Source organism: Ensifer sp. R1-3 (assembly GCF_056739175.1).
In genome coordinates this window covers 666,101-690,380 of the sequence record NZ_CP096516.1, presented here as the reverse complement: position 1 = coordinate 690,380, position 24,280 = coordinate 666,101, and the positions used below count along the sequence as shown (strand labels likewise).

Here is a 24,280-nt window from a genome sequence, read left to right as displayed (position 1 = left end):
CGATTATCCTTTCACCGCGCCGAAGGTCAGGCCCGAGACGAGGTGCTTCTGAATGATGAAGGTGAGGGTCAACGCCGGAACGATCATGACGACCGCAAGCGCGCACATGCCGCGCCAGTCGATGGTGAATTCGGCGGTGTAGTCGAGGAGCCCGACGGGCAGGGTCTTGGAATTGACGGAGCGGGTAATCTGCGAAGCGAGCGCATATTCGTTCCAGGACGTCAGGAAGGCGAAGATACCGGCCGACGCGATGCCCGGGCCGGCGAGCGGAAACTCCACCTGCCAGAAGGCCTGCCAGGGCGTGCAGCCGTCGATCTGCGCGGCTTCCGCGAGGTCTTTCGGCACCTGGCGGAAGAACCCGTCGATCAGCCAGATCGTGAAGGGAACGTTGAGCGCGACATAGGTGAGGATCAGCGAGAAATGCGTATCGATGATGCCGGTGCGCGCATAGAGCATGAAGAGCGGCAGCGACAGCGCGATGCCCGGCACTGCGCGCGTCAGCATGAAGCCGAGGAAGATCGCCGACTTCGCCTTGAACCGATAGCGCGCAAAGGCATAGCCGCCGGAAAGGCCGATCGCCAGCGCGATGACGGTGGAGGTGACCGATACGATGAGCGAGTTGCGGAAATAATCCCAGACCGGGACGCCGCCCTGGCCGGCGCCCGAGAACATCGCCCGGTAGGCGTCGAGCGAGAGCGTCTCCGGGATCCAGACCGGCGGCTTGGCCATGATCTCGACCGTCGGCCGCAGCGACGAAAGCACGATCCAGAGGCCCGGCAGGCAGATGACCAGCATGGCGAGAAAGAGCCCCGCCAGGTGCGCGACCTTCAGCAACCGCCGCCTGAGGCGATGAGACGCGTTCGTATCCATTACCACTCGGCTCCGATCTGCTGGCGCGCCGCGGCGAGCTTGCGGAAGAAATAGACGGTGAAGACGATCGACAGCAGGATGGCGACATAGGCCATTGCGTTGGCCATCCCCATGCGGGCGTCGCCATAGGCGGTGCGTCCGATAAGCGTCCAGAGCAGTTCGGTGCGCTTGGCCGGGCCGCCATCCGTCATGATCTTGACGATGTCGTAGGCGCGCGCGACATCGAGCGAGCGGATCGTCATCGCGATGAAGGCAAAGGGCATCAGATAGGGCCAGGTGACGTAGCGGAAGGTCTGCCACGGCGTGCAGCCGTCGACATGGGCCGCTTCGATGGGATCCTTGGGCATGGCAAGCAGCCCGGCGAGAATGAGGATCGCAAAGACCGCCGTCGACGACCAGACCTCGGCGACGATGATCGAGAAGAGCGCGAGATTGCCGTCGATCAGCCAGGGGATGGCGCGGTCGGTGAGGCCCAGCGACTGCAGCGCGTTGTTGACGAAGCCGATATTGTCGTTGAACAGGAACTTGAACTGGAAGCCCACCAGCACGGGCGAGAACATCATCGGAAACATCATCGCTGTCCGCAGCGCCCGCTGGCCGTAAGTCGCCTTGTTGACGAGCAGCGCCAGGCCAAGACCGAGGAACATCTCGGCGTTGAGCGCGACGGTGAGCAGGAGCACCGTCCGCCCGAACGCCACCCAGAATTCGGCATTGGTGAGGACGTTCACATAGTTGCGAAAACCGATGAAGACCCAAAGCGAGTCCGGCTTCGTCAGGCGGAACGGCGTGAAACTGGAATAAAGCGAGAAGATGAGCGGCAGCACGATGAAGACTGCCAGGACGATGAAGGCCGGAAGCAGTAGAAGCGTGGGTGCTGACAGTTTCGAGAGCTTCATCGGGGATCCTGGGAAGAGTTCACATGCGCGGCGGCGCCGAAACGGTCCGGCGCCGCCTTTCAACCGGGATCAGAGCTTGCCGGCGTCTTCGAGAATGCCGGTCGCCTTTTCGGCGGCGGCGTCGAGCGCTTCCTTCGACGTCTTGTCGCCGAGGATCGCCGCCTGCAGCTCCGGATAGACCGCGTTGGAGATCTCGATCCACTCAGCCGTCTGCGGCACCGGGAAGGCATGCTTTGCCGCTTCCTGGAAGGCCTGCAGGACCTCGGTTTTGTAGGCGTCGCCTTCAGCGGCCTTGATGTTGAAGTCCCAGACCGCGCTTCGCGTCGGCAGCGGGCCGGCGGCGGATTCGAGCTTCTGGCTGTCCTCGTTGGTCAGCCACCAGACGAGCGAGGCGGCTGCCTCCTTGTCGGCGCAGGATTCGGTCACCGAGAAGCCGTGATGCCCGGACCAGCCGGTGCGCTTGCCGGAGGAGCCGGCCGGCTGAACCTTCACGCCGACATTGCCGGCGACCTTCGACGATTTCGGATCGTTGAAGAAGGATGCCCAGCCAGGCCAGTCGAGATTGACCGCGATCGAGCCCGAGGCGAAGCCCTGTCCGAGATCGTCCCAGAGATAGTTGGTGGTGCCCGGCGGTACCGCCTTGTCCTTGTAGAGCTTGACGAACCATTCGAGGGCGCGCACGCCCGCGTCCGAATTGAAGGCCGGGCGGCCGTCCTTGTCGAGATATTCACCACCCTCGGCGACCAGCATTTCGTAGAAGCGGCCGTTGATCGCTTCCTCCTTGCCGGCGAACTGGGTGCCGTAGAAATTCGGTGGAGCGGCGAAGAATTCCGCCTGATCGCTCACCTGAGCCCAGGTGTCCGGCGGCGCGAGGTCATAGCCGTATTTGGCCTTGAATTCGGTCTTCTTCGCCTCGTCCTGATAGAGGCTCTTCTGGAAATACAGCGCGGAGACGTCGAACTGCGCCCGCGGCAGCATGACGAGCTTGCCGTCGAGCGTCGAGGCGTCGATCACCGCCGGCACGAATTTGGCCACTTCCTCGGAAGGGATGAGGCCGAAGAGGTCCGCATAGATGTCCGGATATTGCGGCGCGAAGGAGGAATGATTCGAACCGACGCACCAGGTGAGGCCGCCGGTGGCGATGTCGGACTTGATCTCCTTGTCCAGTTCGAAGTGGTTCTTCTTCGACAGGATATTGACCTTGGCGCCCGTCGCTTTCTCCCATTCACCGATGCGCTCGTAGAGCTTTTCGTACTGCTGTCCACCGATCAGCTTGGCGTCGATGGTCACGCCCTCGAACTTGCCGGGCAGGTCCGCGGCCTTGGCCGCCCCCATTGCGCAAGCAAGCATGATCACTCCGGCCGATACGCCGGAAAGCAGCCTGTTCATTGTATTTCCTCCGCTGAACACGCCCTTCTCCAGGAGCATGAGTCCTCATCTGTGAGAAACTGATTTATATACAAACGATAAATTTATGGATGGTCAAGGGCCATTCCCTTCCGTCTTCCGCTTTTCATGCGTATATGGAGAGGAATATTCATCTGGGAGAGACGCGGATGGACAATGAAGAGTCCGACAAGTATCGCGCGCCGGCACTCGACAAGGGCCTGGACATTCTGGAACTGCTTGCCAGCGTCGACGGCGGCCTCACGCAGGCGGAGATTTCGAAGAGGCTGAACCGCAGCCCGAACGAGTTCTACCGCATGCTCGACAGGCTCGTACGCCGCGGCTACGTGACCCGTATCGACGGCGATCTCTATTCGCTGACCCTGAAGCTCTTCGGATTGGCGCAGTTGCACGCGCCCGTGCGCCGGCTCGCTTCCTTCGCCACGCCACTGATGCGTGAGCTCGCCCAGAGGTCGAAGCAGGCCAACCAACTCGCCGTCTTCGACCGCGGCTCCGCCGTCGTGATCGCCCAGCAGGAGGCGCCGGATTATTGGGGTATTTCGATCCGGGTGGGCTCGCATATCAGCCTGTTCGACACCGGATCGGGCCACGTGCTGCTTGCATTCCGTTCGCCGGAGGAACGGGAGATGATGATCTCCGAGCACGTGCGCAGCAGGGACGAGATCAATCTCACCCCGGAATTCTACGCCCGTCTCGACCAGATCCGCGAGCGCGGCTACGAGATGATGGCAAGTGCCCAGACAGCCGGTGTCTACAACCTCTCGGCCCCGATCCTGGGGCCCGACGGGCGCAGCATCGCGGCGCTCACCTGCCCCTATATCTCCCTGGTCAACAATCCTTCGGCCCCTGACATCACCGAGACCATATCGCTCCTGCTCAAGACAGCATCGCAGCTTTCGGCGCTCGCCGGTGCCGATGTCGCGCAGAGCTGATCCGCGCCGAAAAGATCGACTTCTTGTTTGAACGAAGAGGAGGAGCAGCCTTGATCATCGACACGCATCTGCATCTGATCGACAAATCCGCGCTCAACTATCCGTGGCTCGCAGGCGTTCCCGCGCTCGATCGCGATTTTCTCTATGCCACGTATGCGGCGGAGGCAAAGCGCGTCGGCCTTGCCGCCTCGCTGCATATGGAAGTGGACGTCGACCCGGCGGAGATCGAACTCGAAACGCGCGAGATCGCGCGTCTTGCGGGCGAACCCGGAAGCCTCCTTAAAGGCGCGATCGCGGCTTGCCGCCCGGAAGAGGAAGGCTTCGCCGCCTATCTCGAGCGGCAGGAGGAGAACGCCTTCGTCAAGGGTTTCAGGCGGGTGCTGCACGTCGTTGCCGACGACCTCTCGGAGCAGCCTCTTTTCCGCGAGAACGTCAAGCGGCTCTCGGGCACCCGCTTCACCTTCGATCTTTGCGTCCTGCCGCATCAGATTCCGAAAGCGATTGCGCTCGCCGACCTCGCGCCCGACGTTCGGTTCATTCTCGATCATTGCGGCGTTCCGGACATAAGGGGTCACGCGGAGCACCCCTGGCGCGACCATATGACCGAGATCGCCCGCCGCCCCAATGTGGTCGCCAAGATCTCCGGCGTGGTCGCCTATGCGGAGGAAGACTGGGCGCTAGACTCCATCCGCCCCTATGTCGAGCACACGATCTCGGTTTTCGGATGGGACCGGGTGGTCTGGGGCAGCGACTGGCCGGTCTGCACCCTCGGCGGCAACCTCTCGACCTGGGTCGCGGCCACTCAGGCCCTCATCGAAGGCTGCAGTCCCCAGGAGCGGACGAAGCTGCTCTCCGGCAATGCGCGACGGATCTGGAATCTGGCCTGACGATTCTCCCCCTCATCCCTGTGCTCGTCACAGGGATCCAGCAGCGACGCGTCTGCGGCGCAGAAGAGTCTATTCAGCCCAAGGACTTGGCTTGGCTGGATTCCTGTGACAAGCACAGGAATGAGGACGGAGGAAAGGTGCTGCCGCACCCAGCTTAGTCAGTTTTGCTAAGTCGACCGCGGCACGTATGCCGGATGCGCTTCTCTCCCTCATCCCTATGCTCGTCAAAGGGATGAGGGGGTGCGGTAGGCGCCGTCATGATGCGCGCCGTTGCCGTTCCAGCGTTTCGAAATGGTCGGCGATCTCCTTGCCGGTTGCGATCCACACGTCGCCTTTTGCCTGAACATGGCGCAGGAAGTCGCGAAGGAGGTGCCAGCGCATCGGACGACCGGAAACTTGCGGGTGCAGGACGAGCGTCGTGACGCCGCCCCAGGCATGGGTGGCCTCGAATTCGTCGATCCAGAGGGCGAGGACGGCTTCGCGGCCGAAGAGCGGCCGCGCGCTCGAGCGGCTGGACATGCCGAAATTCCAGTCGTCGAATGCGAAATTGACCGGAATCTCCACTGGGCCCGGCACGCCGTCCGCCGACGCGTGCCGGTAGGGCAGGATGTCGTCGCGAAACGAGCTGGAATAGCGGATGCCCGATTTGGCAAGATAGGCGATCAGCTCGGGAAAGTTCTCTCCCGAGGGCGCGCGGTAACCGATGGGACGAATTCCGAACGCCCGCTGCAACGCCTCGAAGCCGCGGTCGATCTCCTCGAATGTCTCCTCCAGCCGGTCGCGATCCGGCATCTTGTGAAGATAGCCATGGTGACCGATCTCGTGTCCGGCCGCGACAATCTTCTCGCAGGCCGCGGGATGGGCAAGCGCCGTCCATCCGGGCGTGAAGAATGTCGCCTTCATCGCGAGTTCCGCCATCAGTTCGACGATCCTGGCGATGCCGACGCGCGCATCGTAGCCGCCATGGGAGGTGGTCACCATCCGGTCCACATTCGAAGGGTTGTTGCCGATCCATGCGGTTTCGGCGTCCACGTCGAAGCCGATGAAGACGGCGCTCTTCGCTCCGTTCGGCCAGGTCATCGCCGGCGTTTGGGGCGCCGGATTGAGCGGACGCGGCGTCAGGTCGTATGTCATGGCGGAATCCTCAGCAAAAGACGGGACGCTTGTCGCCGTCGCCGGCGAGCAGGGACTCCAGAGCGCGGCAATCCTCGAGGTGTTCGAGCTCGGCGAGCATCCGCCAGAGCCGATCCGCCTGCTCCGTTTCGATGCCCATCGCGGCGAGCTCTCCGAACTTGGCGCGGATGGCGGCGGGGCGCATCGGCCTTTCGGCGGAGCCGGTCGCGCGGGGCACCATTCGCGACCGGCGGGCGCCGTCCTTGAAGAGAAGCGTGACGAGCGGCTCGTCGAGCGGCTGCATCCCATCGTCTACCGCCAGCAGCATGCGGTCCATGACGGCCCGCAGGCGGGGATCGGCACGCCGGTCGGCGGCATAGGCCTGGAGTCCGGCCGTCAGGAACACGCACCGTGCCGCAAGCGCATAGGGCAGGCTCATCTGCGTGGGCGCTATGGCGCCGCTCTCCCGGGCGCCGCACATGCCCATCAGCATGGCGCTCAACCGCAACTCGATCCTGTCGATCTCAGCTGCATCGCGGCCCGTTTCCGAAAGCAGGTCGCCCAGCGCATCGATCGCCGAATGGGCGCCCCGGCAGGAGGCGTAAGGCTTGAGGACCGCGCGTCTCACCTTCCAGTCTTCGCCGAGTCTTTCGCATAGCTTCTGCGGCTCGCAGACATCCTTGTTGAACGCCCGGAAAAAGCCGCCCCAGACGTCGTCGAAGACCTTGGAGGGGCCGGCAAGCCCGTCCCCTGCCAACCGCGCCGCGAGCAGGCCTCCTTCGGCCGCGCGGCCGGCATGGATCTTCTTCGCCTGCGATCCGTCGTGGATGAAGGCCCAGAGGCCGGAGGAGAAGCTGGTGGCGAGCGTGATCGCATCGCCCGTGGCAAGATCATCGAAACGGGAAAGCCTGGCAACGGCCGCCGCAGCCGCAAGCGTGCCGCAGGTGCCCGTGGAGTGCCAGCCGAGCCCGTTGTGACTGTCGTATCCGCCCGCCGCTTCGAGGACGCGCCGGCCGGTCTCGTAGCCCGCAACCACGCTGGCGATGAGCTCCCTGCCCGTCACCGGCTGCTTCGCTTCGGCAACCGCAGCCAGAACGGCGGGAATGACGACGGCGCCCGAATGGTCGCAGCCGCCGGAATCGTCGAGTTCTAAGGCATGGGCCGCCACCCCGTTTATGAGCGCGGCCTCACGCGCTGCTGCTCGATGGCCGGTGCCCCAGATCAGCGCACTACCGGTCGCGCAGGCGGCCCGGCGGGCGATCCGGGCTTCCGCCGAACGGACCCCCGCCAGGGCCGCGCCGATCGTGTCGGCGATGTGGACTTTCGTCTTTTCGACGACATCGGCGGGAAGCGCCTCGAAGCTGAGGGCTGAAAGAAAGGATGCCAGCCTGTCGACCGGCGCGTCGGCAGCAACGCGGGGCATGGAACTGCTCATGGTTGTCGAGAATCGGTCGGCGACGGCGCATATTGTGGCCCGGCCTCTTCGGCGGGGCCGCAGCGCGGCGAATTACTTCACCGCTTCGCCATTGATGTGAATGCCATCGAGCAAGGTGCCCTCGAGGCCGTATTTGGCGAAAATCGCCTTGTATTCGCCTGATTCCATCAGGCCTTTCAGCGCTGCGGCATAGGCGTCGCGCAGTTCCGTGTCCTTCTTGGCGAAACCGATGCCCTGATAGACCACGGTGAAGGGCTCGCCCACGACGGCGTAGGTGTCCTTCTCGAGATCCATCAGATAGGGCAGTGTTTCGGAACCCTGGACCGCAGCGTCGAGCCGGCCTTGCTTCAGCTGGGCGCGGGCATCGGCGGAGCCTTCCGTGCCGACGACCTTGATGGCCGGCAGCCCCTTGGCTTCGCAATTGGCAGCACTCCATTTCGCCGTCTCGTCCGGGAAGGAGGTGCGGCGGCTCATGCCGACGGTCTTGCCGCAGAAATCGGTGAGCGTCTTGAACTCGTCCTTGCGGGCAAAGGACGTGTAGAACTGCGCGCCGGATTTCATGTAATCGATGAAGTCGAGCGTATCGCGCCGCTTTGGAAGATCGCTCATGCCGCTATGGATAAGGTCGACGCGACCGGTCTGAAGCGACGAGATCATCTGCTCGAAGCCGATATTCGACCATTCGACCGTGGTGCCGAGCTCCTTGGCAAGCGCAACGCCGAGATCGATGTCGACACCCTTAAGTTCGTTGGTCGCCGGATCGACATATTCCATCGGCGGATAGTTCGGCTGGTTGGCGACGACGACCTTGCCGGCCGACTTCACCCGCTCGGGCAGGCCGGCGGCATTGGCGGAGGTTGCGGCGAGGCATGCGACCGTGAGCGCTGCGATGTGCTTGTTCATGTGGTTCCCCATTTTGTCCTGGTTGTAGCCGGCGACTTCGTCTGCCGCCGTCATGCTGTTCCTCAGCTGTGAACGGCTTTGATGAACTCCGCCGTTCGGGCACTTTTCGGGGTGCTGAGAACCTCCGATGCCGAGCCTGTTTCAACCACCTTGCCGGTCTCCATGAAGGTTACGGTATTCGCCACATTGCGGGCGAAGCCGAGCTCATGGGTGACGACGATCATTGTCATCCCGGAAGCGGCAAGGTCCCGCATCACGTCGAGCACTTCCGACACCAGTTCGGGGTCGAGCGCCGACGTGGGTTCGTCGAAGAGAATGAGATCCGGCCGCATGCCCATGGCCCGGGCGATCGCGACGCGCTGCTGCTGGCCCCCGGAAAGTTCCGAAGGGTAATGGTTCGCCTTGTCCGCGAGCCCCACCCGCTCCAGCAATGCCGAGCCCCTATCGCGCGCTTCCTTCACCGGCTCGCCGAGCACCTGCACTGGGCCCTCGATGAGGTTTTCCAGCGCGGTCTTGTGCGGGAACAGGTTGAAACGCTGGAAAACCATGCCGATCCGCCGCCGCTGGCGCGAGATCTCCGCATCGCTGATCTCGTGGAGATTGTTGCCGTCGCGGCGGTAGCCGATCAGTTCGTCCTTGACCCAGATCGCTCCGCCGTCCATCCGCTCCAGAAGGTTGATGCAGCGCAGAAGCGTGCTCTTGCCCGAGCCCGAGGGACCGATGATGCAGCTCACCTCTCCGCGGGCGACCTCCAGGCTGACCCTGTTGAGAGCGCGGAACGTGCCGTAGTTCTTCGTGACGTCGATAGCCTTGACGAGAATATCCTGGTTCATGACCGACCTCACATGGACGAGCGGATGGATTTCGAACCGCGGCCGAAATAGCGCTCGATATAGTGCTGCCCTATCGAGAGCACGGAGACGACGAGCAGGTACCAGAAGCTCGCGACCAGCAGCAGTTCGAGTACGCGCGTGTTGGCGAAGTAGATGATCTGCGCGTTGTGGAGAATCTCGGAATACTGGATGACGCTGGCGAGCGACGTCAGCTTCACCATGCCGATCACCTCGTTGCCGACCGGCGGCACCATGACGCGCATGGCCTGCGGAAGGACGATTCGGCGCAGCATCATCATCTGCGTCATGCCGATCGTGCGCGCAGCCTCGTACTGGCCGCTGTCGACGGACAGAAGCCCGCTTCGCACGACCTCCGAAGTATAGGCGCCCTGGGATATGCCAAGCCCGAGTACGGCCGCGACGAAGGGCGTCATGACGTCGACCGTCCTGAACTCGAACAGTCCCGGAATGCCGAGCGTCGGGAAGATGAGCGCCAGGTTGAACCACAGCATCAACTGCAGCAGCGCCGGGGCCCCGCGAAAGACCCAGATATAGCCGATGGCGATCGACGACAGCACCGGATTGCCTGATATCCGCATGATGGCGATGACGACGCCGAGCACGATGCCGAGCCCCATGGCAGCAACTGTCATCAGCAGGGTGTTGTAGAGGCCGACGAGTATGGCGGGTGCGAAGAGAAAGTCGCGGACATAGCTCCACTCGATCTGGCCGACGCTGAAGGCCCGCACCAGGCCTGCAAACAGAAGGAGCACGCCCCCCGCCACGATCATCCGTCCGATATGGCGTTTCGGCACCAGTTTCAGATGGGCGATCTCGTATTTGGAATCCACGGGCGGGGTTGCGAGGTTTGCCACATTCATCGGCGTCGCGCCTCCGCTGCGCCGTTCTTCGCTCCCGCAAAGGCCGCGCCGCCGGTCGGGCCGCCGGCAAAGGCGCGGCATTCGGCGAGCGCCGTTTCGAAGCGGGCGATCTGCTCGCGAACCCGCTCCGGCGCCGTTGCACCGTAGCCGTTTCTGCTGGCAAGCGCCTTCTCGAGGGCGAGTGCCGCGAGCATCTCCGGCTGAAGCCGCGGATCGATCCCCGGGAGGTCCTCCGCCGTCAGACCGGCAAGGTCGTGTCCCCGCTCCTCACAATAGCGCACCACTGCGCCGGTGATCTCGTGCGCTTCGGCGAAAGGCACGTTCCGGCCCACCAGCCAGTCGGCCACTTCGGTCGCAAGCGTGAAGCCCTTCGGCGCTTCCTCGCGCAGCTTATCCACGTCGAATTCCAGCGTCCCCACCATGCCGGCGAAGGCGGGCAGGACGAGTTCGAGAACGTCGATCGTCTCAAACAGGCTGCGCTTGTCCTCGGCTAGATCGCGATTATAGGCGAGCGGCATCGCCTTCATGGTCGCGAGGAAGCCGGCGATGTTGCCGATCAGCGTGCCCGACATGCCGCGCGTCAGCTCGGCGGCGTCGGGGTTCTTCTTCTGCGGCATAATCGAGGAGCCGGTGGAATAGGAATCATGCAGCCGCACCCAGCTGAACTGCTTGGAGCTCCAGAGGCAGATTTCCTCGGCAAGCCGTGAGAGATCCACTGCCACCAGCGAGCAGATGAAGAGGAATTCGGCGACGTGATCGCGCGCGGCGACGGCATCGATGGAGTTTTCGCAAGCGGCCGAGTAGCCGAGATCGATGGCGGAGAGGTCGGGACGGCGCGCAATGCCGGACCCGGCCAGCGCGGCCGCACCCAGAGGCGAGCGATCGAAGCGGCGGTCCCAATCGGCAAAACGCTGCAGGTCGCGCAGCAGTGACTGCGCGTGCGCCATGAGGTGATGGCCGAGCACGACCGGTTGGGCCGGCTGGAGATGGGTAAAGCCGGGCATCACGGTCTCCGTATGCCGGGATGCCTGCTCCGTCAGGGCTTCTTCGATCGCGATCACGCCTCGGGAAAGCTCCCGCGCCATGCGCCGCAGATAGAGGCGCGTATTGTTTGCCGTCTGGTCGTTGCGCGACCGCCCGGCCCGAAGCTTGCCGCCAAGCGTGCCGAGGCGCGCCATCAACAGACGTTCGAGAAAGGTATGCAGATCTTCGTCAGCCGCAATCGGCTCCTCGCGGCCGGCACCAACATCGGCTTCGATGCCTTCGAGGGCCGCGCGTATCGCGGAGAATTCACTCTCGTCCAGGACACCGGCCCGCTTCAACTCGGAAGCATGGGCGCGCGAACCTGCAATATCTTCCCTGTAAAGTCGAAAGTAAGATCGCGGCGCGCGTGACAAGTTTGCAAGCGCTTCGGACGGTCCGGACTTGAACCGTCCACCCCAAAGCTGAGTGGGCTCAGTCATCTTCGTTCCCTTTATTTGTTCGTTCTTTCCGAGAAGCTCCCACGGGTCGCATGCCCGGGCAAGCGAAGTTATTTCACCAAGCTATGACAAAAACGACTAGCCTTGCTCTGGGCACTTATTTAGGTTCTGCGCAAGGAACAGGGCGGAGCGGAAGCGCGATCTCGCATCGGCTGAACCTGGCGGAGGGATTTTCATGGCTTCGGGACGGCGGCGCTTGCCTTCGACGACCGCACTTCAGGTGCTGATTGCGGTGGCCGAAAGAGGATCGACGAGCGCTGCCGCCGAAAGCACGTCGCTGTCGCAGAGCGCTGTCAGCAAGCAATTGCTGACGCTGGAAGACCTGATCGGCAGTCCCGTCTTCGCCCGAACGCCGCGCGGCATGATCCCGACGGAAGTCGGCTCGATCTATATCGAACAGGCGCGCACCGCATTGAAGGCGATGGAGGACGCCGCCCTTCGGGTCGCGCGCCTGAAGCCGGGCCCACGGGTGCTGAGATTGCAGGTGCCACCCATTTTCGGGGACCGGTGGCTGCTGCCGCGCTTCCTTCGCTTTACCGAGCAGCACCCGGAGATTGAGGTGCAGTTCACGACGTTCGTTTCTCCGACCCAGTCTCAGACGCCCGATGCGATATTCCGCTTCCTGAGCGAACCGCTGCCCGAAGAGGAGACCAACTATCTCTTCGGGCGCGAGGTTCTTGTCGTCAGCGCCCCTTCCTACTGGGAGAAGAACGGCACTCCGGAGACGGTCGAGGATCTCGCCGGCGGCATCATGCTGGAGCACCCGCAGACCCCGCTGCAATGGAACTATTTCGCGAGGGGTCACGGCAAGGACAACCTCGCGGTGCGACACACCACGCGCTTCGGCTATTACACGATGGTGATCCGGGCGGCACTTGCCGGACAGGGAATGGCCTTGATCCCGCGCGGTCTTATTCTCGACGACCTTGCGGCGGGAAAGCTCGTCAATCCGAACGGCTTTGGATATCGAAGCGACTACGGCTACTGGTTCGCAAAACCGCGAGACATTGCGCCGAGTGCTTCCATGCGGACCTTCGAAGCATGGCTGATGGCGGAAGCGGAAGGGATGGGCGACTGAGGCCCCGGGCCGTGGCGCGCCGGCTCAGCCCGCCAGCCGCGCGAGCGCGCCTCCGTCGAGCCGGAAGAAGAGCTTGTCCGGTTTGCGTGTACGGCCCAGCTCTTCATAGAAAGAGAGGAGCCGCGTGTTTTCCGCCTCCACCGTCCAATCGATGCGCGCGAGCCCGCGCTCCCTCGCCAGGCTGGCGAGCTTCTGCATCAAAGCCCGGCCGAGGCCACGGCCGCGCTGCGACCCGCCGACGTAGAGTTCCTTCAGAAAGATGCCCGGCTTCAAGCCCGGCCCAGGGTAAATCGCGGAGAAGGCAGCAAAACCGAGCACCGAACGATGCTCCTCGGCGACGAGGATCTCCGCGCCCGGCGGCATGGCTTCAAGCCCCGCGACGATCTCGGCGCGCGGCGGACAGGCCACGCGGTAGTGCGCTTGCATTTCCTCCATGAGGGTCGCAAGTGCGAGGAAGGCCGCATCATTGGTCTGCAGCAGACGGATCGGCGTCACTTGCATTCCCTCAGCTCGAGCGCGCCGACACCCAGTTGTGCCAGTCTTCCTCGCTGCCGTTGAAGACGTTGAGGTCGATCCGCCCGTCGACGCCGTGGGACAGGCCCGAGCCTGAATATTGCCAGAAGACCCATTTGCGTCCGGGATAGACCTTGGACGGGTGCGCCGCGACCGAGCGCAGCCAGAAGGGATGATTGGGGAACGCGCCCTGCAGATTGTCGCGGTAGAAATCCGGTGCGGTATAGATGATTGGGCGCTGCCCGTAGTGGCGCTCCAGCTTGTCCATAAAGACTTGCATCTTTTCCCGCACCCGCTCGGGCGACGGGCGCCGCTTGCAGCTCGACTCGCCGTTCCACTCGACATCGATGACGGGTGGAAGCGCGCTCGGATCCCGGGGGACGTTGCGGATGAACCAGTCCGCCTGCTCGCCGGCCGTGCGGCACCAGTAGAAGAAGTGGTAGGCGCCGCGTTTCAGCCCGGCCTCGTCGGCCCGGCGCCAGTTCTTCTTGAACATGGGATCGAGATGATCGCCGCCGTCGGTCGCCTTGATATAGGCGAAGTTGGCGCCTTGCGTGCGCAGCTTGGCCCAGTTGATGTCGCCCTGCCAGCGCGAAACGTCGACACCGTGAACGGCGAGCTTGCGCGGCGACCGGGTACCGAAATTGATCGGATGAGCATCGCGGAAGCTGTGGCTGTAGACGCGCGAGCGGCCGCGTGGCTCGCGCGCGGGATTTTCCGGAGCGAGCATCGCAATGGGGCGCTCGGCCGGAACCGGCATGCCCACCGCCCTTTCCGCCGGCATGAAGGCCTGCGGCTGCGGAACGGTTCCCGCCCAGGCAAGCGCCTCCGGCTGAGGCGCCGCTTGCGCGGCGGCCGCACTGATCGCCGCTGAAGGAACCGGGCTTGCCGGACGGACAACGGAGCTCGTCGTCTCCCGCGACGGCCGGCTCCCCCCGAAGCCGCAGCTCGATAGAACCAGGCACGTTATGATGATCGCTGAGACAGCCGAAAAAGGACGCATGAGGACCCGCACGCAATACAACAGCCGACGGCAACCGCGCCGCCAGGACCCACTGACGAGACTTGCTAACGGGAAACTACCAAGAAAGATTGAATCCAATCTTTACGCGAACAGAGTTTCGAGGCGGCTTTTGAGATTTTACCGTCAAGATTGCCCCTCACCCTAACCCTCTCCCCGTAAAACGGGGAGGGTTGTGTGCGTCAAGTTCTGCAAAATTGGGCGGTCATGCGTGCTGGTCATGCGGCTTGACGGAGTGCGAGTTTCTTGTGCTCTCGCAGGTCGTCCATGTTGATGTAGCGATTGGCCTCCATCCAGTTTTCGTGGGTTTCGACGGCGAGCGCGCGGACGAGGCGTAGGCAGCTCTCGGTGTTGGGAAAGATGCGCACGACGTAGGTTCTGCGGCGGATTTCCTCGTTGAGGCGTTCCAGCATGTTGGTGCTCTTGAGGTGCTTGTGATGCTGGCGCGGCAGACGAAAGAAGGTCAGCGTCTGCTCGATGGTTTCCTCAACCCAGGAGGTCAGGCGCGGATAGCGGACCGACCATTTTCCCAGCCACGCGGCGAGATCGGCCTTCGCCTCATCAAGGTCGCGGCGATCATAGAGCCATCGAAGCTCCTGCAGGCAATCGTCGCCATGTTTGCGCGGCAGGTGATCGAGGGCGTTCCTGAGGAAATGCACGTAACAGCGCTGCCAGGCAGCTTCCGGGATCACCTCGCCAATTGCCGCGACGAGACCGGCATGGTCGTCGGAGACCACCAGTTCGACGCCCTTCAAACCGCGCCCTTTCAGCCTGACGAGGAAGTCCTTCCAGGCGGAACGGCTTTCACGGCTGGCCATCTCGACCGACAGGATCTGCCGCCGCCCGTCCCAGTCGATGCCGACAGCGATCAACACCGCCTGGCTCATCACCACACCGGCCTCGCGCACCTTCTCATAACGGGCATCGAGGATCAGGTAGGCAAACGGCTCTTCAAGCGGGCGCTCGGCAAAGGCCTTCAGGCTCTCGTCCAGCCGCTTGTTGATCGCCGAGATCGATGACGCCGAGAAGGCATGGCCGCACAGCTCCTCGGTGATCGCCTTGACCTTCCGCGTCGACACCCCTTGCACATACATCTCCGCCAAGGTTGCCACCAGCGCCCGCTCGGAGCGCTGATAGCGTTCGAACAATTCGGTGGAGAAGTGCCCCGAGCGATCCTGCGGCACCCGCAGCTCGAGCTTGCCCACCCGCGTGATCAGCGTGCGGCCATAGTGGCCCGAACGGTAGCCGAGCCGCTCCGGCGTGCGCTCGCCTTTCGCAGCTCCCAGCGCCTCGTCCATCTCCGCTTCCAGCACCTCCTGCATCACCGTGCGGATCACCTCGCGCAGCCCATCGGGGTTCGAAAGCAAAATGTCTTTGACGGCGGCGCTGGCTGTCTTACCTTCAGTCTTGGTCATGGTGGCGTTCCTTCCAGGGAATCAGGTGACGTCAACATCACCAGCCTGCCATGACCGCCTCTCTCAGTGAATTTGCAGAACCTTCAGCACACTACCACGGGGAGAGGGGACGAGCAGGACGCACGCGCTCGATCGAAATAATGCACGGGAGGCCGCCGCGGGTCCCTTCGCCCCGCCCGCGGCGAGAAGGTGCCGGCAGGCGGATGAGGGGCGATTTCACCCTCAGCGAAAACTCGCATGAAACAGCCGGTTGAGCTCTTCAACCACGAGCCGCGGCCTCTCCCTGCCTCGCAGCCCGTCGTTCAGGCGGTCCGAGCCCGCCTGCTGGAACGTCATGTAGCCGTCGTGGCGTGGCCGGAGCCAGGCGCCCTCGAGCGTCGCCCGAGTCGCGCGGTAGAAATCGTGGGCCGCCGCATTGACCTTATCGTCCTGCCAGGCATCCCCATGGCCGGGCTGGCCGCCGGATGCCGCATAGACGCCGCGCTGCACGCCGCCGCTTGCCACCCAATAGGCGAAATCGATCGCCTCCCCCGGCGCCCGCGAAAAGGCCGAGACGGCTATGCCCGTCCCGCCGAGCGCCGAGCCGACGGGCCCGGCGGCGTCCACGGTCGGGAAATCGCCGAAGCGGACGAGCGCCGGGCGAAAGCCGGCGATGGAGTAGCTGACATAGCCGTAGATAAGCGGCGCGCAGGGGACAGGCGAGGCCTCGACAGCCATAGCCTCGAGCACCGCGATCGGATCCATACCGAAGCATGCGGGGTCGATCAGTGCCGAGATTTCCTGCAGCAGCTCGACCGCCGTGGCGCCCGTTTCGGCGTCGACGAGATCCCCCTTCGCGGCGCTGCGGCAAGGCCGACCGAGATTGCCACAGAGCGTGTAAAAGCTCATCAGCGAATGCGGAGGCCGGAGCGGCAGGAGGACGCCGCCGCGACGCGCGAGCGCGAGCATCTCCCCCCATGTCTGAGGGCGATCCGTCCGATCTGGCCGCCAGGCCTGCACCTGGGTCGCGGCGTCGATCGGAAAGGCCCATTGGCGTTCATTCCACGCGTAGCTCCGATAGGACGGGCCGACGCTTGCCGCCGAGAGCGCCTGCCGCTCCGCCTCGCGACCCGGCACGTCCAGAGGAAGCAGGCAATTCTCGCCGGTGATCTGCCCCACATGCGGATGGTCGATGATGATCAGGTCGTAGTTCCTTGCCAGGGTCTCGACCGGGAAGGCCTCGAAATCCTGCAGCGACCGCTTCTCCCACCGGATCTCGACGCCCGTCTTTTCCTGCCAGGATTGCGAGCAGGCCACCATCGGGTCATAGCCGCGCGGGTGGTTCCAGGTCATTCCCTTGAGGACGACGCTCATAGGCCGAACTCCTCCCTAATCGAGCGTCCATGCTCGCCGATCCGCGGTGCGGCGCGCTCGACACGCGGGCGGCGGCCGTTGATCCTCAGCGGCGAACGGGTGGTGGTGATCGACACGTCGTCTTCGCGCACCACCGTCTGCAGCATGTCGAGCACCTGGAAACCATCGCTCTCCAGGAGCTCGTTCCAGTCGAGCACGCGCGCGCACCAGATGTCGGCCGGCTCCAGCACCGCCAGCCATTCGTCCACGCTGCGCAGCGCGATGCGCGCGGCAATCAGCGCCTTGATGCGATCGCGCTCGGTGAACCACGAGGACGGATCGTCGCGATAGGGGGCGAGTTCGTCGATCTCAAGCAGGTCCGCAAGCTTCGGGATCGGCGTCATGGCGATCGCGAGATAGCCGTCGCTCGCCGCATAGACGCCGTAGGGTGCGGCGAGATAGGCATGGGCGCTCCGGAACGCCGACCGCTTCGGCAGGCGGCCTCCGTCGTTGAGATGCGTGGTCAATACCTCGAACTGGAAATCGACAAGCGCCTCCAGGAGGCTCGTTTCGACGAGGCTTCCCTTGCCGGATATGCCGCGCCGCACCAGAGCCGCGAGAATCCCTTGAGCGGCGGCGGCGCCGGCCAGCATGTCACCGATGGCGAGCCCGAAGGGAACCGGCCCCTGCCCTTCGTCGCCGTTCAGCCACATGACGCCCGAGCGCGACTGCGCCAGGAGATCCTGGCCGGGGCGCTTCACCCAGGGCCCCTCCTCGCCATAACCGCTGATCGAGGCATAGACGATGCGCGGATTGATGGCCCCGACCGCCTCGTAGTCCAGCCCCAGCCTTTCGATGACGCCCGGCCGGAAGTTTTGGATCATAACGTCGGCCTGCGCGAGAAGCCGCTTCAGCGCAGCGAGATCGGCCTCGTTCTTGAGGTCTATCGCAAGGCTTTCCTTGGCGCGGTTGATCGCATGGAAAATCGTCGAGTCGCCGCCGATCTCGGTGTCGCTCAGATAAAGCCGGCGGGAAAGATCGCCGCCATCCGGCCGCTCGATCTTGATGACCCGCGCGCCGAGATCCATCAGCCGCAGCGAACAATAGGGGCCGGAGAGAAACTGGCTCATATCGACGACGACCAGGCCGGAAAGCGGCAGTTCGGATTCTGTTGTCATGCGTATCTACTCTTCCCTCATGCAGCGGCAACCGGATGTGGACGGCATCCACTTGGACCAAACGAAGCGATCATCTTCTTATTTGAATACTTAATTCACATATAGGTAGATTTGACAAGTCAACAACGCGGCGCACCCGCAACATAGCCGCGGGAAATACGGGTGACTGGCGTCGGCTGGGGACGGCGGGCTGTATCGCGTGACCGGGCAGGAGAAGCCGGCTGGCTTACCCAGAGGCATGCGCAGATGGACTCGCGCCAAGGCGATGCAGAAGGAGGGCTACTAATCGCCTGGACCTACAAGGCGGCCTTTCTCGTCGGCGACCGGGCAGCGCTCCTGAAAGGCGCATACATCGCGATAATGCGCTTAAGCTGATTGCCTGCTAGCTGAGCTCGCCAGCAGCCCAGGCGAAGGCCTGCGAAGCGCTTTCCTGCACACTGCCGAGGAGTGCGGCTATCGCAATGATGTCCGAGGAAGCACGCGAAACAATGCCACAAGCGACGACGTCCGCGATCATATCGTCGTGCCCGACGCGGAATGGATCAACACAAACGCGTCACTGCTGCTTCAGCGCTGTAACGAGTGGATTCGTTGAAGACCAGAACTGCTTGCGCGGGCAAGAGTTACCTATTCGCCGCCGCCCTCCGCCATCTGCGTAGCGGCGGCGAGCGGAAAGAGACTTCAATCATGTCTCCTTCCTCGTCTACATCCTAATTCCCCTCGACTGATTAATCGCGCGCTGGCGCCGCTCGGAGACGATCTTCTCGCTGCTTTGCACGCGAACGGTCTGCTGCAAGACCTGGAGCCGATCCCGCATCGCCTCGAAGGCGCGCCGCTGGGCCGGCGAGACGCGATTGATGACGTCCGTCTCGCCGCGCAGGATGGCGTTGCAGCCGAAGCGCTGATCGAGCGCGCGGCTGACCTTGGCGAACTCTCGGGCGATGTGCGGATCGAGCGAGCCCGCGGCGACGTCGAGCTTGCCGTCCTTGTTCTTGATCTGCGCCGCCAGCCGCTTGAGCGCGTCCTCGGCCGCTGGCGACAAACCGGGAATGGCAACCGCCATCCGGCGGCGCTCTTCGGTGATACTTCTAGTTTCGGCATCGAGGGCACTGGCATAGGACGCGCCGAGGGAACGGATGCGGCTTGCCGCTTCCGGCACAGCTTGAAGTGCGCCCTTCCGCTCCCGGCCGACGGCAAGCAACTTGTCCATGATGCGGTCGGAACCGCGCAGCGCCCCATAGGCGGCGGGATCATTGCTAACGGCCGCCGCAATCCGCTCACCGGCAAAGCCCTTGACGATCAGATCCTCGATCTTGCCGATCGCGTCTGCTGGGTCTCGCCAGACGCGTGTTGCCGTTTCAACGAGGGCCGCGCGGTGATGTGCATAGTGAGGAGCGGCGAGCGCTCGCTCCCTCGCTTCCTCGTCCACCGTCGTCTTGAACTCGGTGACGGCGGCAAGCATCGGCAGCACGGCAAAAGTCTCCTTCCCCAACTCGACACTGGCGCCGGCAACGATCTTCGACCGATCCTGTCTCTCGGCAAGGTGTTGTTCCTCGGCAAAGCGCCTGATGACGGCGAACAGGCGCGTCAGCTTTTCGCGACGCTCGGGGGCAAGATCCTCCGGCATGCGCTCGGCGATGTTGCGCTCGGCAATCACATCCGTCTTCGCGGTGAAGGCGCTCCAGCCGAAGCGTGCGGTCAGCGCCTCGTTGACGGCCTTGACCTCCTGGACCAGCAAGCGGTCCTCGACGGCATAGGTGAAGGCGGTCCGGTAGGCGTCGTCTCCCCCTTGCTTGCGGACCGCCTCGATTTCGACCAGGCGCGCCATCGCCGTTTTCGAGAGCGCCGGAACCGACAATGCCATATGCGCGCGCCGCTGCTGTTCGCTGATACCGAAGCGCTCGGCGTTTCTGCGGAACTCGGTCGCATGAGCGCGTGCCAGAGGCAGCAATTCCGACAGCGCGACTGTCGCCGCGGTGCGCTCGTCGCGCGCGGCGCGGCCGTCGACCACGAGCTCGGACCCGCGCAGTCGGCCAAGCCGGTCGGGTGCAAGGCCAAGGTCCTCGGCAAGCTTGCGCGGCTCGATGGCGGCGTCCGACGCCAGCGCATTCAGCGCCGACAGCGCGCCATCAGGATCGCGATAGATTTTCGCGAGCACCAGATGCAGGATCGCCTCCCGCTCCTTCCACCGTTGCGAGGAGAGCTGCGCAAGACGTGCATCCTCCGCGACGCTGCGGGAGAATGTCGTGGTCGGCGGGACCAGATATTTTCCATCCGACGGAATTCCGGTCGAGAGGGTTTCGGTCCGTTCCTCGTTGTAGGCGACACGCCGTTCCCGCTCGATCGCAAAGCCGAGCGCAACGCTCGCCCGCTCCCAGAGCTTCGCCACCTGCTCCCGCTTCTCGGCAATCCCGGCCCAACGCCGCAAAACCTCCGCTTCCATTCCGGCCGCGACCAGCGAGAGATGATAAAGCCCGCGCCGTCTGGCGAAGTCGCGGGCCTGCGCCTGATAACCGGCCTCATCCTCAAAATCGAGCGTCGTTGTCTTGGCGCCGGAGCGCGACAGGCGCTCGACGAGCTGCTTGAACAGTTGCGGCCGATGGCTTTCCCGCTCGATCCGCTCCCGGCGGGCCGCGGCGGTTTCCAGCTGGCTTGCGCTCCAGACATTGCGATCGACCTGCCGTTCCTCGAAGCGCTTCTCACCGGTTTGCCCATCGACAATCGGAACCTGGACCTTGACCCGCTCCACGCCGTCTTTGCGCAACGTGATCGTGTCGCCTTCCGCGACGCCAGCATCCTTAAGCGCCTTCGGCAGGCTGACGCCCCAGAGCCGCTGGACGGTGCCGTCGTCGGTCCTGATGTCGGCATAGGGGCTCTCGTCCGCATCCTCGTCATTGGGCCGGAACTTCGCCATCCCTTCTTTCACCAGTTCGCCGGTGACGCCGGCGGCATGGTCGACACGCGGCTTACGACCCCATTCGGGCTTCGCCTCGAAGTCCTCTTTCGCCGCGTAAAGATCGGCGCGGTCGCGATGGCGGGTCATCGCCACATAGGTCAGATGCTGGTCCATCATGCCGGTGGCAAGCACGAAGGTGCGGTCGACGGTCGACCCTTGCGATTTATGGATGGTCGCGGCATAGCCGTGATCGACATTGCGATAGCTGTCCTGGCTGATGACGACGTCGCGGCCACTGTCGAGGCGCACCGACAGCAGCGTATCGCCGCGTCTGTCGCCGGTGGAAACGACCGTACCGAGCATGCCGTTCTTCACGTATTGCGGTCCAAGCCGCCGTGCCCGCGGCTCAACGAAGCGGGCGTTTTCCAGGAAGATGATCCGGTCGCCAGCGGCGAACTCGCGAAGCCCACGCGCCGTCTGGAATTCCCGCGCCCCTGTCAGCGCGCCCTCGCCGATCATGACGTTGCGCAGGGCCTCGTTCAGCTTCCGGACGTCGTCGTTGGTGTGGGCGAGAACCAGCAGCTCGTCGCCGCGAAGGCGGCCCGGATGTTCGCCGTCGGCGGATTTCTGAAGCAGGTCACGGCGGGCATTGGCCCAATCGGCAACGATGCGGTCGACGATCTCGGCGCGGGTTTCGGTCTCGACAATGCGGCCCTGCTGCGCATAGGCATCGAGACCCTCTTCGACCTTGCCGCGGGCAAAGAGACGCGAGGCATCGCGCGCCCACGCATCACGCTGGCGGCGCACGCCGGCAAGTTCGGCAAAGCCGATCCGTTCGGTGATCGCCCGGAACGCCGCACCCGCCTCGATCGGCTGCAGCTGCATCGCGTCGCCGACCAGCACGGCTTTCGCGCCGGCATCTTCCACCGCCTTCAGGACGCGCGCCATCTGCTGCGACGACACCATGCCGGCCTCGTCGATCACCAGCACATCGCCACGCTGGAGCTGTTCGCGGCCGCTTTCCCAGGCCAGTTCCCAGGAAGCGAGCGTACGCGACCGGATGCCGGAACTGTCCTCCAGCCCCTCGGCCGCCTTGCCGGCCAAGGCTGCGCCGATCACCCGCCGGCCTTCACCTTCCCAGGCGGCGCGGGCCGCCGCCAGCAGCGTCGACTTGCCGGCCCCGGCAAGACCGACGACGGCTGCGATGGCATTGTCACGCGTAACATGACGGACCGCATCGACCTGCTCGGGATCGAGCCGGAAGGGCTTTTCGGTATCAGCCGTTTCGATGCTTCGGACGGCTGCGGCGGCTCGCGCGTTGGAGACGCCGAAGCCCTTGCGCCTTGACAGCACCTCAGCCGACCGCGCCATGGCATATTCGAGGCGCAGCATCTCCCGGGTGGTGAACACCGCCGGCTGCTTCGCCTTGCCGGTCTCGGCATCGACCTGCTGCGGCTTCAGCAGCACCAGCTCGTCGGAGGCCATCAGCCGCGCCCGGATGTTGGCAAAATCGACGGGATCGTCGACATAGCGGTGCAGCGCCCTGGCGATATCGCGCTCGTCGAAGGTGGAGCGTTCGTTGCCAAGCTGCTTCAACAGAAGCCCAGGCTCGGCCAGCAGCCGGTCGGCCATTTCCTGCCGGCGGGCGAGATCGGCCGGCGCAAAATACATCGCGATGCCCTTGCGCGCGAGCGCCGCCTTTTCCGGCCCAAGATGTTTCTGTGCGATGCCGTCGAGGCCCTGCTCGGCATAGGAGCGGCCGTCGAGGCGGATCTCGTGGCCGGCAAGCGCCAGATGCCGGTTGGCGGTTTCTGCCCAGGCGATCTTCCAGGCCTTGATCGTTTCCTTGTCGCCGGCCCAGAGCTTGTAGACGATCTTGCCGTTCGGCCTGTCCGGCGTGACGACACGCAGCGGCTCGCCGTCTTCGCCCAGGACCGGAACCTTCTTCGGCCCGAACCCCTGCTCCGTCAGCGGACGCAGCGCGGTCATCAGATGGATGTGCGGATTGCCGTCCTTGTCGTGATAGACCCAGTCGGCGACCATGCCTTTCGACGTCAAATTGTCCCGGACGAACTCGCGCACCAGCGCAATGTTCTCCGCCCGCGTCAGCTCTTCCGGCAAAGCGATGATCAGCTCGCGCGCCAGCTGCGCGTCCGCCCGCGTCTCGTGAGCCTCAACCGCATTCCAGAGCGCCTCGCTCGCCTTGGCGACCGATCGCCCGTCAATCGCCGCCTTCAGCCAGGCGGGGATATCGTCCGGCAGCGCCAGCTCCTCATGCACCAGCTCCGAGGCGCCGCCGCGATAGCTGAACGAGGTTCCGGCCTGCTCGTCGATCATCCGGGTGCGATGGCGATAGGCGGCGGCCGAGACGCTGCTGCGTCCCGCTCCCCTGCCGATCACCTGCGCTCTGACGAACATGATCGCCACTGATGTCTCCAGACTTGTCCAGGCACGTCGCGCCAGCGACGTATATTGCGCCCTCAAACCGATCGGCCTGCCAGGGCCGATGCCGCTTCTCGGTTGCAGGTTAGTCTATTTAACTATATTGTTCTAGATAGTATAATCCGCGTCGTAGACATAGCCGGAATGACGGACATTGTATTTGCCCGTGACGGTAGCGTGGCAAAGATCATTGGCGCTCGCTCCACGTGCCTTTCGGGACTCCTTCCGATCAGCCGGACCATGCCACGCGTGCTGTTGCCTGCTCGCTCGAGCTTGACGCATTCGCATGCTCCTTCCGTGAGCACTGTCAAAGAAAAACGAATCTCACGTGGCCACACGCGCATTGGAGCCCACGTCGGAACCGCCGGCGTTGGCAATCTCGGAGGAGAAAGTTTTTCGACTACAGCGCCTACAGCGATACCATCAACGTCGCCGCACGCCTGGTCGCGAAACGCTACGCCCAATTACGTACTGCGTTCGCTTGCGACCGTCACAATCGATGCGCAGATTAGAAGTCATGTCCACCCTCGTGCCGTTGACCACGGATGTACTGAGCTGCATGAGGTGCCGGCTGTTGTCCGCCTCCTATCCATCATCAGGTTGAATTGCATTGGTGCTTCTCTGCATCTGGCCCACCAGAAACGGCGTGGCATCGCCGAACTTCTCGTGCTTGGATTCGGACTGGCACGGCCCGGTGTCGGATTAGGAAGCCCGGCCGTCGCCCCACGATTACCCACGGCACAACTTCTGTGACCAGCGCACCGGTT

18 protein-coding genes and 1 pseudogene are annotated in these 24,280 nt (G+C 63.9%); 4 read left to right on the top strand and 15 right to left on the bottom strand.

Annotated features, from left to right (window positions below; all coding sequences use genetic code 11):
- Window positions 1-3: 3 nt before the first annotated feature.
- The 3 genes from M1D43_RS20580 to M1D43_RS20570 form a co-directional block, all read right to left on the bottom strand.
- Complete coding sequence (locus M1D43_RS20580) at window positions 4-870, bottom strand: carbohydrate ABC transporter permease (RefSeq protein ID WP_003534640.1); 867 nt, start codon at window positions 868-870, stop codon at window positions 4-6.
- Window positions 870-1,766, bottom strand: a complete 897-nt coding sequence (locus tag M1D43_RS20575; RefSeq protein WP_003534642.1) for a carbohydrate ABC transporter permease — start codon at window positions 1,764-1,766, stop codon at window positions 870-872. The genes M1D43_RS20580 and M1D43_RS20575 overlap by 1 nt, the downstream gene beginning before the upstream one ends.
- A gap of 69 nt (window positions 1,767-1,835) precedes the next feature.
- Window positions 1,836-3,155 carry an ABC transporter substrate-binding protein gene (locus M1D43_RS20570; protein WP_003534644.1) on the bottom strand — a complete coding sequence of 440 codons (1,320 nt, stop codon included), beginning with the start codon at window positions 3,153-3,155 and terminating at the stop codon, window positions 1,836-1,838.
- 167 nt (window positions 3,156-3,322) lie between these two features.
- On the opposite strand from M1D43_RS20570, the gene M1D43_RS20565 reads away from it, so the two are divergent.
- Both M1D43_RS20565 and M1D43_RS20560 read left to right on the top strand, forming a co-directional pair.
- Complete coding sequence (locus tag M1D43_RS20565; RefSeq protein WP_003534646.1) at window positions 3,323-4,105, top strand: IclR family transcriptional regulator; 783 nt, start codon at window positions 3,323-3,325, stop codon at window positions 4,103-4,105.
- 50 nt (window positions 4,106-4,155) lie between these two features.
- On the top strand, window positions 4,156-4,992 hold the full coding sequence (locus tag M1D43_RS20560; RefSeq protein ID WP_014527296.1) for an amidohydrolase family protein: 837 nt from the start codon (window positions 4,156-4,158) through the stop codon (window positions 4,990-4,992).
- A gap of 255 nt (window positions 4,993-5,247) precedes the next feature.
- Here the strand turns inward: M1D43_RS20560 and M1D43_RS20555 are convergent, their stop codons facing one another.
- From M1D43_RS20555 to argH, 6 genes are all read right to left on the bottom strand, one after another.
- A complete protein-coding gene (locus tag M1D43_RS20555) occupies window positions 5,248-6,126 on the bottom strand; it encodes a polysaccharide deacetylase family protein (protein ID WP_003534650.1) in 879 nt (292 codons plus the stop codon).
- Window positions 6,127-6,136: 10 nt separating this feature from the next.
- Complete coding sequence (locus M1D43_RS20550) at window positions 6,137-7,528, bottom strand: MmgE/PrpD family protein (RefSeq protein ID WP_003534652.1); 1,392 nt, start codon at window positions 7,526-7,528, stop codon at window positions 6,137-6,139.
- Between the two features lie 84 nt (window positions 7,529-7,612).
- Window positions 7,613-8,497, bottom strand: coding sequence for an ABC transporter substrate-binding protein (locus M1D43_RS20545; RefSeq protein ID WP_003534653.1), 885 nt, complete (start codon window positions 8,495-8,497; stop codon window positions 7,613-7,615).
- Between the two features lie 8 nt (window positions 8,498-8,505).
- A complete protein-coding gene (locus M1D43_RS20540; protein WP_013850819.1) occupies window positions 8,506-9,276 on the bottom strand; it encodes an amino acid ABC transporter ATP-binding protein in 771 nt (256 codons plus the stop codon).
- A gap of 8 nt (window positions 9,277-9,284) precedes the next feature.
- Window positions 9,285-10,157, bottom strand: a complete 873-nt coding sequence (locus tag M1D43_RS20535) for an amino acid ABC transporter permease (RefSeq protein ID WP_003534658.1) — start codon at window positions 10,155-10,157, stop codon at window positions 9,285-9,287.
- Window positions 10,154-11,620: an argininosuccinate lyase gene (gene argH, locus M1D43_RS20530; RefSeq protein ID WP_013850821.1), complete on the bottom strand. Its 1,467-nt coding sequence runs from the start codon at window positions 11,618-11,620 to the stop codon at window positions 10,154-10,156. Before argH ends, M1D43_RS20535 begins: the two co-directional genes overlap by 4 nt.
- A gap of 193 nt (window positions 11,621-11,813) precedes the next feature.
- On the opposite strand from argH, the gene M1D43_RS20525 reads away from it, so the two are divergent.
- Entirely contained in the window at window positions 11,814-12,716 is a 903-nt protein-coding gene (locus M1D43_RS20525) for a LysR substrate-binding domain-containing protein (protein WP_003534664.1), read from the top strand.
- A gap of 24 nt (window positions 12,717-12,740) precedes the next feature.
- On the opposite strand, the gene M1D43_RS20520 is transcribed toward M1D43_RS20525, so the two are convergent.
- The 5 genes from M1D43_RS20520 to M1D43_RS20500 all read right to left on the bottom strand — a co-directional run bounded on the left by M1D43_RS20520 (window position 12,741) and on the right by M1D43_RS20500 (window position 18,175).
- A complete protein-coding gene (locus M1D43_RS20520) occupies window positions 12,741-13,217 on the bottom strand; it encodes a GNAT family N-acetyltransferase (RefSeq protein ID WP_498814483.1) in 477 nt (158 codons plus the stop codon).
- Between the two features lie 4 nt (window positions 13,218-13,221).
- Window positions 13,222-14,232, bottom strand: a complete 1,011-nt coding sequence (locus tag M1D43_RS20515) for a glycoside hydrolase family 25 protein (RefSeq protein WP_003534666.1) — start codon at window positions 14,230-14,232, stop codon at window positions 13,222-13,224.
- 236 nt (window positions 14,233-14,468) lie between these two features.
- A complete protein-coding gene (locus M1D43_RS20510) occupies window positions 14,469-15,665 on the bottom strand; it encodes an IS256-like element ISRm5 family transposase (RefSeq protein ID WP_088195579.1) in 1,197 nt (398 codons plus the stop codon).
- Between the two features lie 222 nt (window positions 15,666-15,887).
- Window positions 15,888-17,018, bottom strand: coding sequence for an extracellular solute-binding protein (locus M1D43_RS20505; RefSeq protein ID WP_003537764.1), 1,131 nt, complete (start codon window positions 17,016-17,018; stop codon window positions 15,888-15,890).
- Window positions 17,015-18,175 (bottom strand): CaiB/BaiF CoA transferase family protein, encoded by a 1,161-nt coding sequence (locus tag M1D43_RS20500; protein ID WP_014527298.1) that lies wholly within the window; start codon window positions 18,173-18,175, stop codon window positions 17,015-17,017. The genes M1D43_RS20505 and M1D43_RS20500 overlap by 4 nt, the downstream gene beginning before the upstream one ends.
- A gap of 247 nt (window positions 18,176-18,422) precedes the next feature.
- On the opposite strand from M1D43_RS20500, the pseudogene M1D43_RS20495 reads away from it, so the two are divergent.
- A pseudogene (locus M1D43_RS20495) lies at window positions 18,423-18,770 on the top strand (ABC transporter substrate-binding protein); the annotation flags it as partial.
- A 108-nt stretch (window positions 18,771-18,878) separates the two neighbouring features.
- Here the strand turns inward: M1D43_RS20495 and traA are convergent.
- Window positions 18,879-23,498, bottom strand: a complete 4,620-nt coding sequence (gene traA, locus M1D43_RS20490; protein WP_498814480.1) for a Ti-type conjugative transfer relaxase TraA — start codon at window positions 23,496-23,498, stop codon at window positions 18,879-18,881.
- Window positions 23,499-24,280: the final 782 nt, after the last annotated feature.

Bases quoted from the DNA above. Each gene is read 5' to 3' on its own strand.
- M1D43_RS20540 (WP_013850819.1), bottom strand. From the start codon at position 9,276: ATGAACCAGGATATTCTCGTCAAGGCTATCGACGTCACGAAGAACTAC.
- argH (WP_013850821.1), bottom strand. From the start codon at position 11,620: ATGACTGAGCCCACTCAGCTTTGGGGTGGACGGTTCAAGTCCGGACCG.
- M1D43_RS20535 (WP_003534658.1), bottom strand. From the start codon at position 10,157: ATGAATGTGGCAAACCTCGCAACCCCGCCCGTGGATTCCAAATACGAG.
- M1D43_RS20500 (WP_014527298.1), bottom strand. From the start codon at position 18,175: ATGACAACAGAATCCGAACTGCCGCTTTCCGGCCTGGTCGTCGTCGAT.
- M1D43_RS20565 (WP_003534646.1), top strand. From the start codon at position 3,323: ATGGACAATGAAGAGTCCGACAAGTATCGCGCGCCGGCACTCGACAAG.
- M1D43_RS20520 (WP_498814483.1), bottom strand. From the start codon at position 13,217: ATGCAAGTGACGCCGATCCGTCTGCTGCAGACCAATGATGCGGCCTTC.
- M1D43_RS20510 (WP_088195579.1), bottom strand. From the start codon at position 15,665: ATGACCAAGACTGAAGGTAAGACAGCCAGCGCCGCCGTCAAAGACATT.
- M1D43_RS20505 (WP_003537764.1), bottom strand. From the start codon at position 17,018: ATGAGCGTCGTCCTCAAGGGAATGACCTGGAACCACCCGCGCGGCTAT.
- M1D43_RS20575 (WP_003534642.1), bottom strand. From the start codon at position 1,766: ATGAAGCTCTCGAAACTGTCAGCACCCACGCTTCTACTGCTTCCGGCC.
- M1D43_RS20525 (WP_003534664.1), top strand. From the start codon at position 11,814: ATGGCTTCGGGACGGCGGCGCTTGCCTTCGACGACCGCACTTCAGGTG.
- M1D43_RS20545 (WP_003534653.1), bottom strand. From the start codon at position 8,497: ATGACGGCGGCAGACGAAGTCGCCGGCTACAACCAGGACAAAATGGGG.
- M1D43_RS20570 (WP_003534644.1), bottom strand. From the start codon at position 3,155: ATGAACAGGCTGCTTTCCGGCGTATCGGCCGGAGTGATCATGCTTGCT.
- M1D43_RS20515 (WP_003534666.1), bottom strand. From the start codon at position 14,232: ATGCGTCCTTTTTCGGCTGTCTCAGCGATCATCATAACGTGCCTGGTT.
- M1D43_RS20555 (WP_003534650.1), bottom strand. From the start codon at position 6,126: ATGACATACGACCTGACGCCGCGTCCGCTCAATCCGGCGCCCCAAACG.
- M1D43_RS20580 (WP_003534640.1), bottom strand. From the start codon at position 870: ATGGATACGAACGCGTCTCATCGCCTCAGGCGGCGGTTGCTGAAGGTC.
- M1D43_RS20550 (WP_003534652.1), bottom strand. From the start codon at position 7,528: ATGCCCCGCGTTGCTGCCGACGCGCCGGTCGACAGGCTGGCATCCTTT.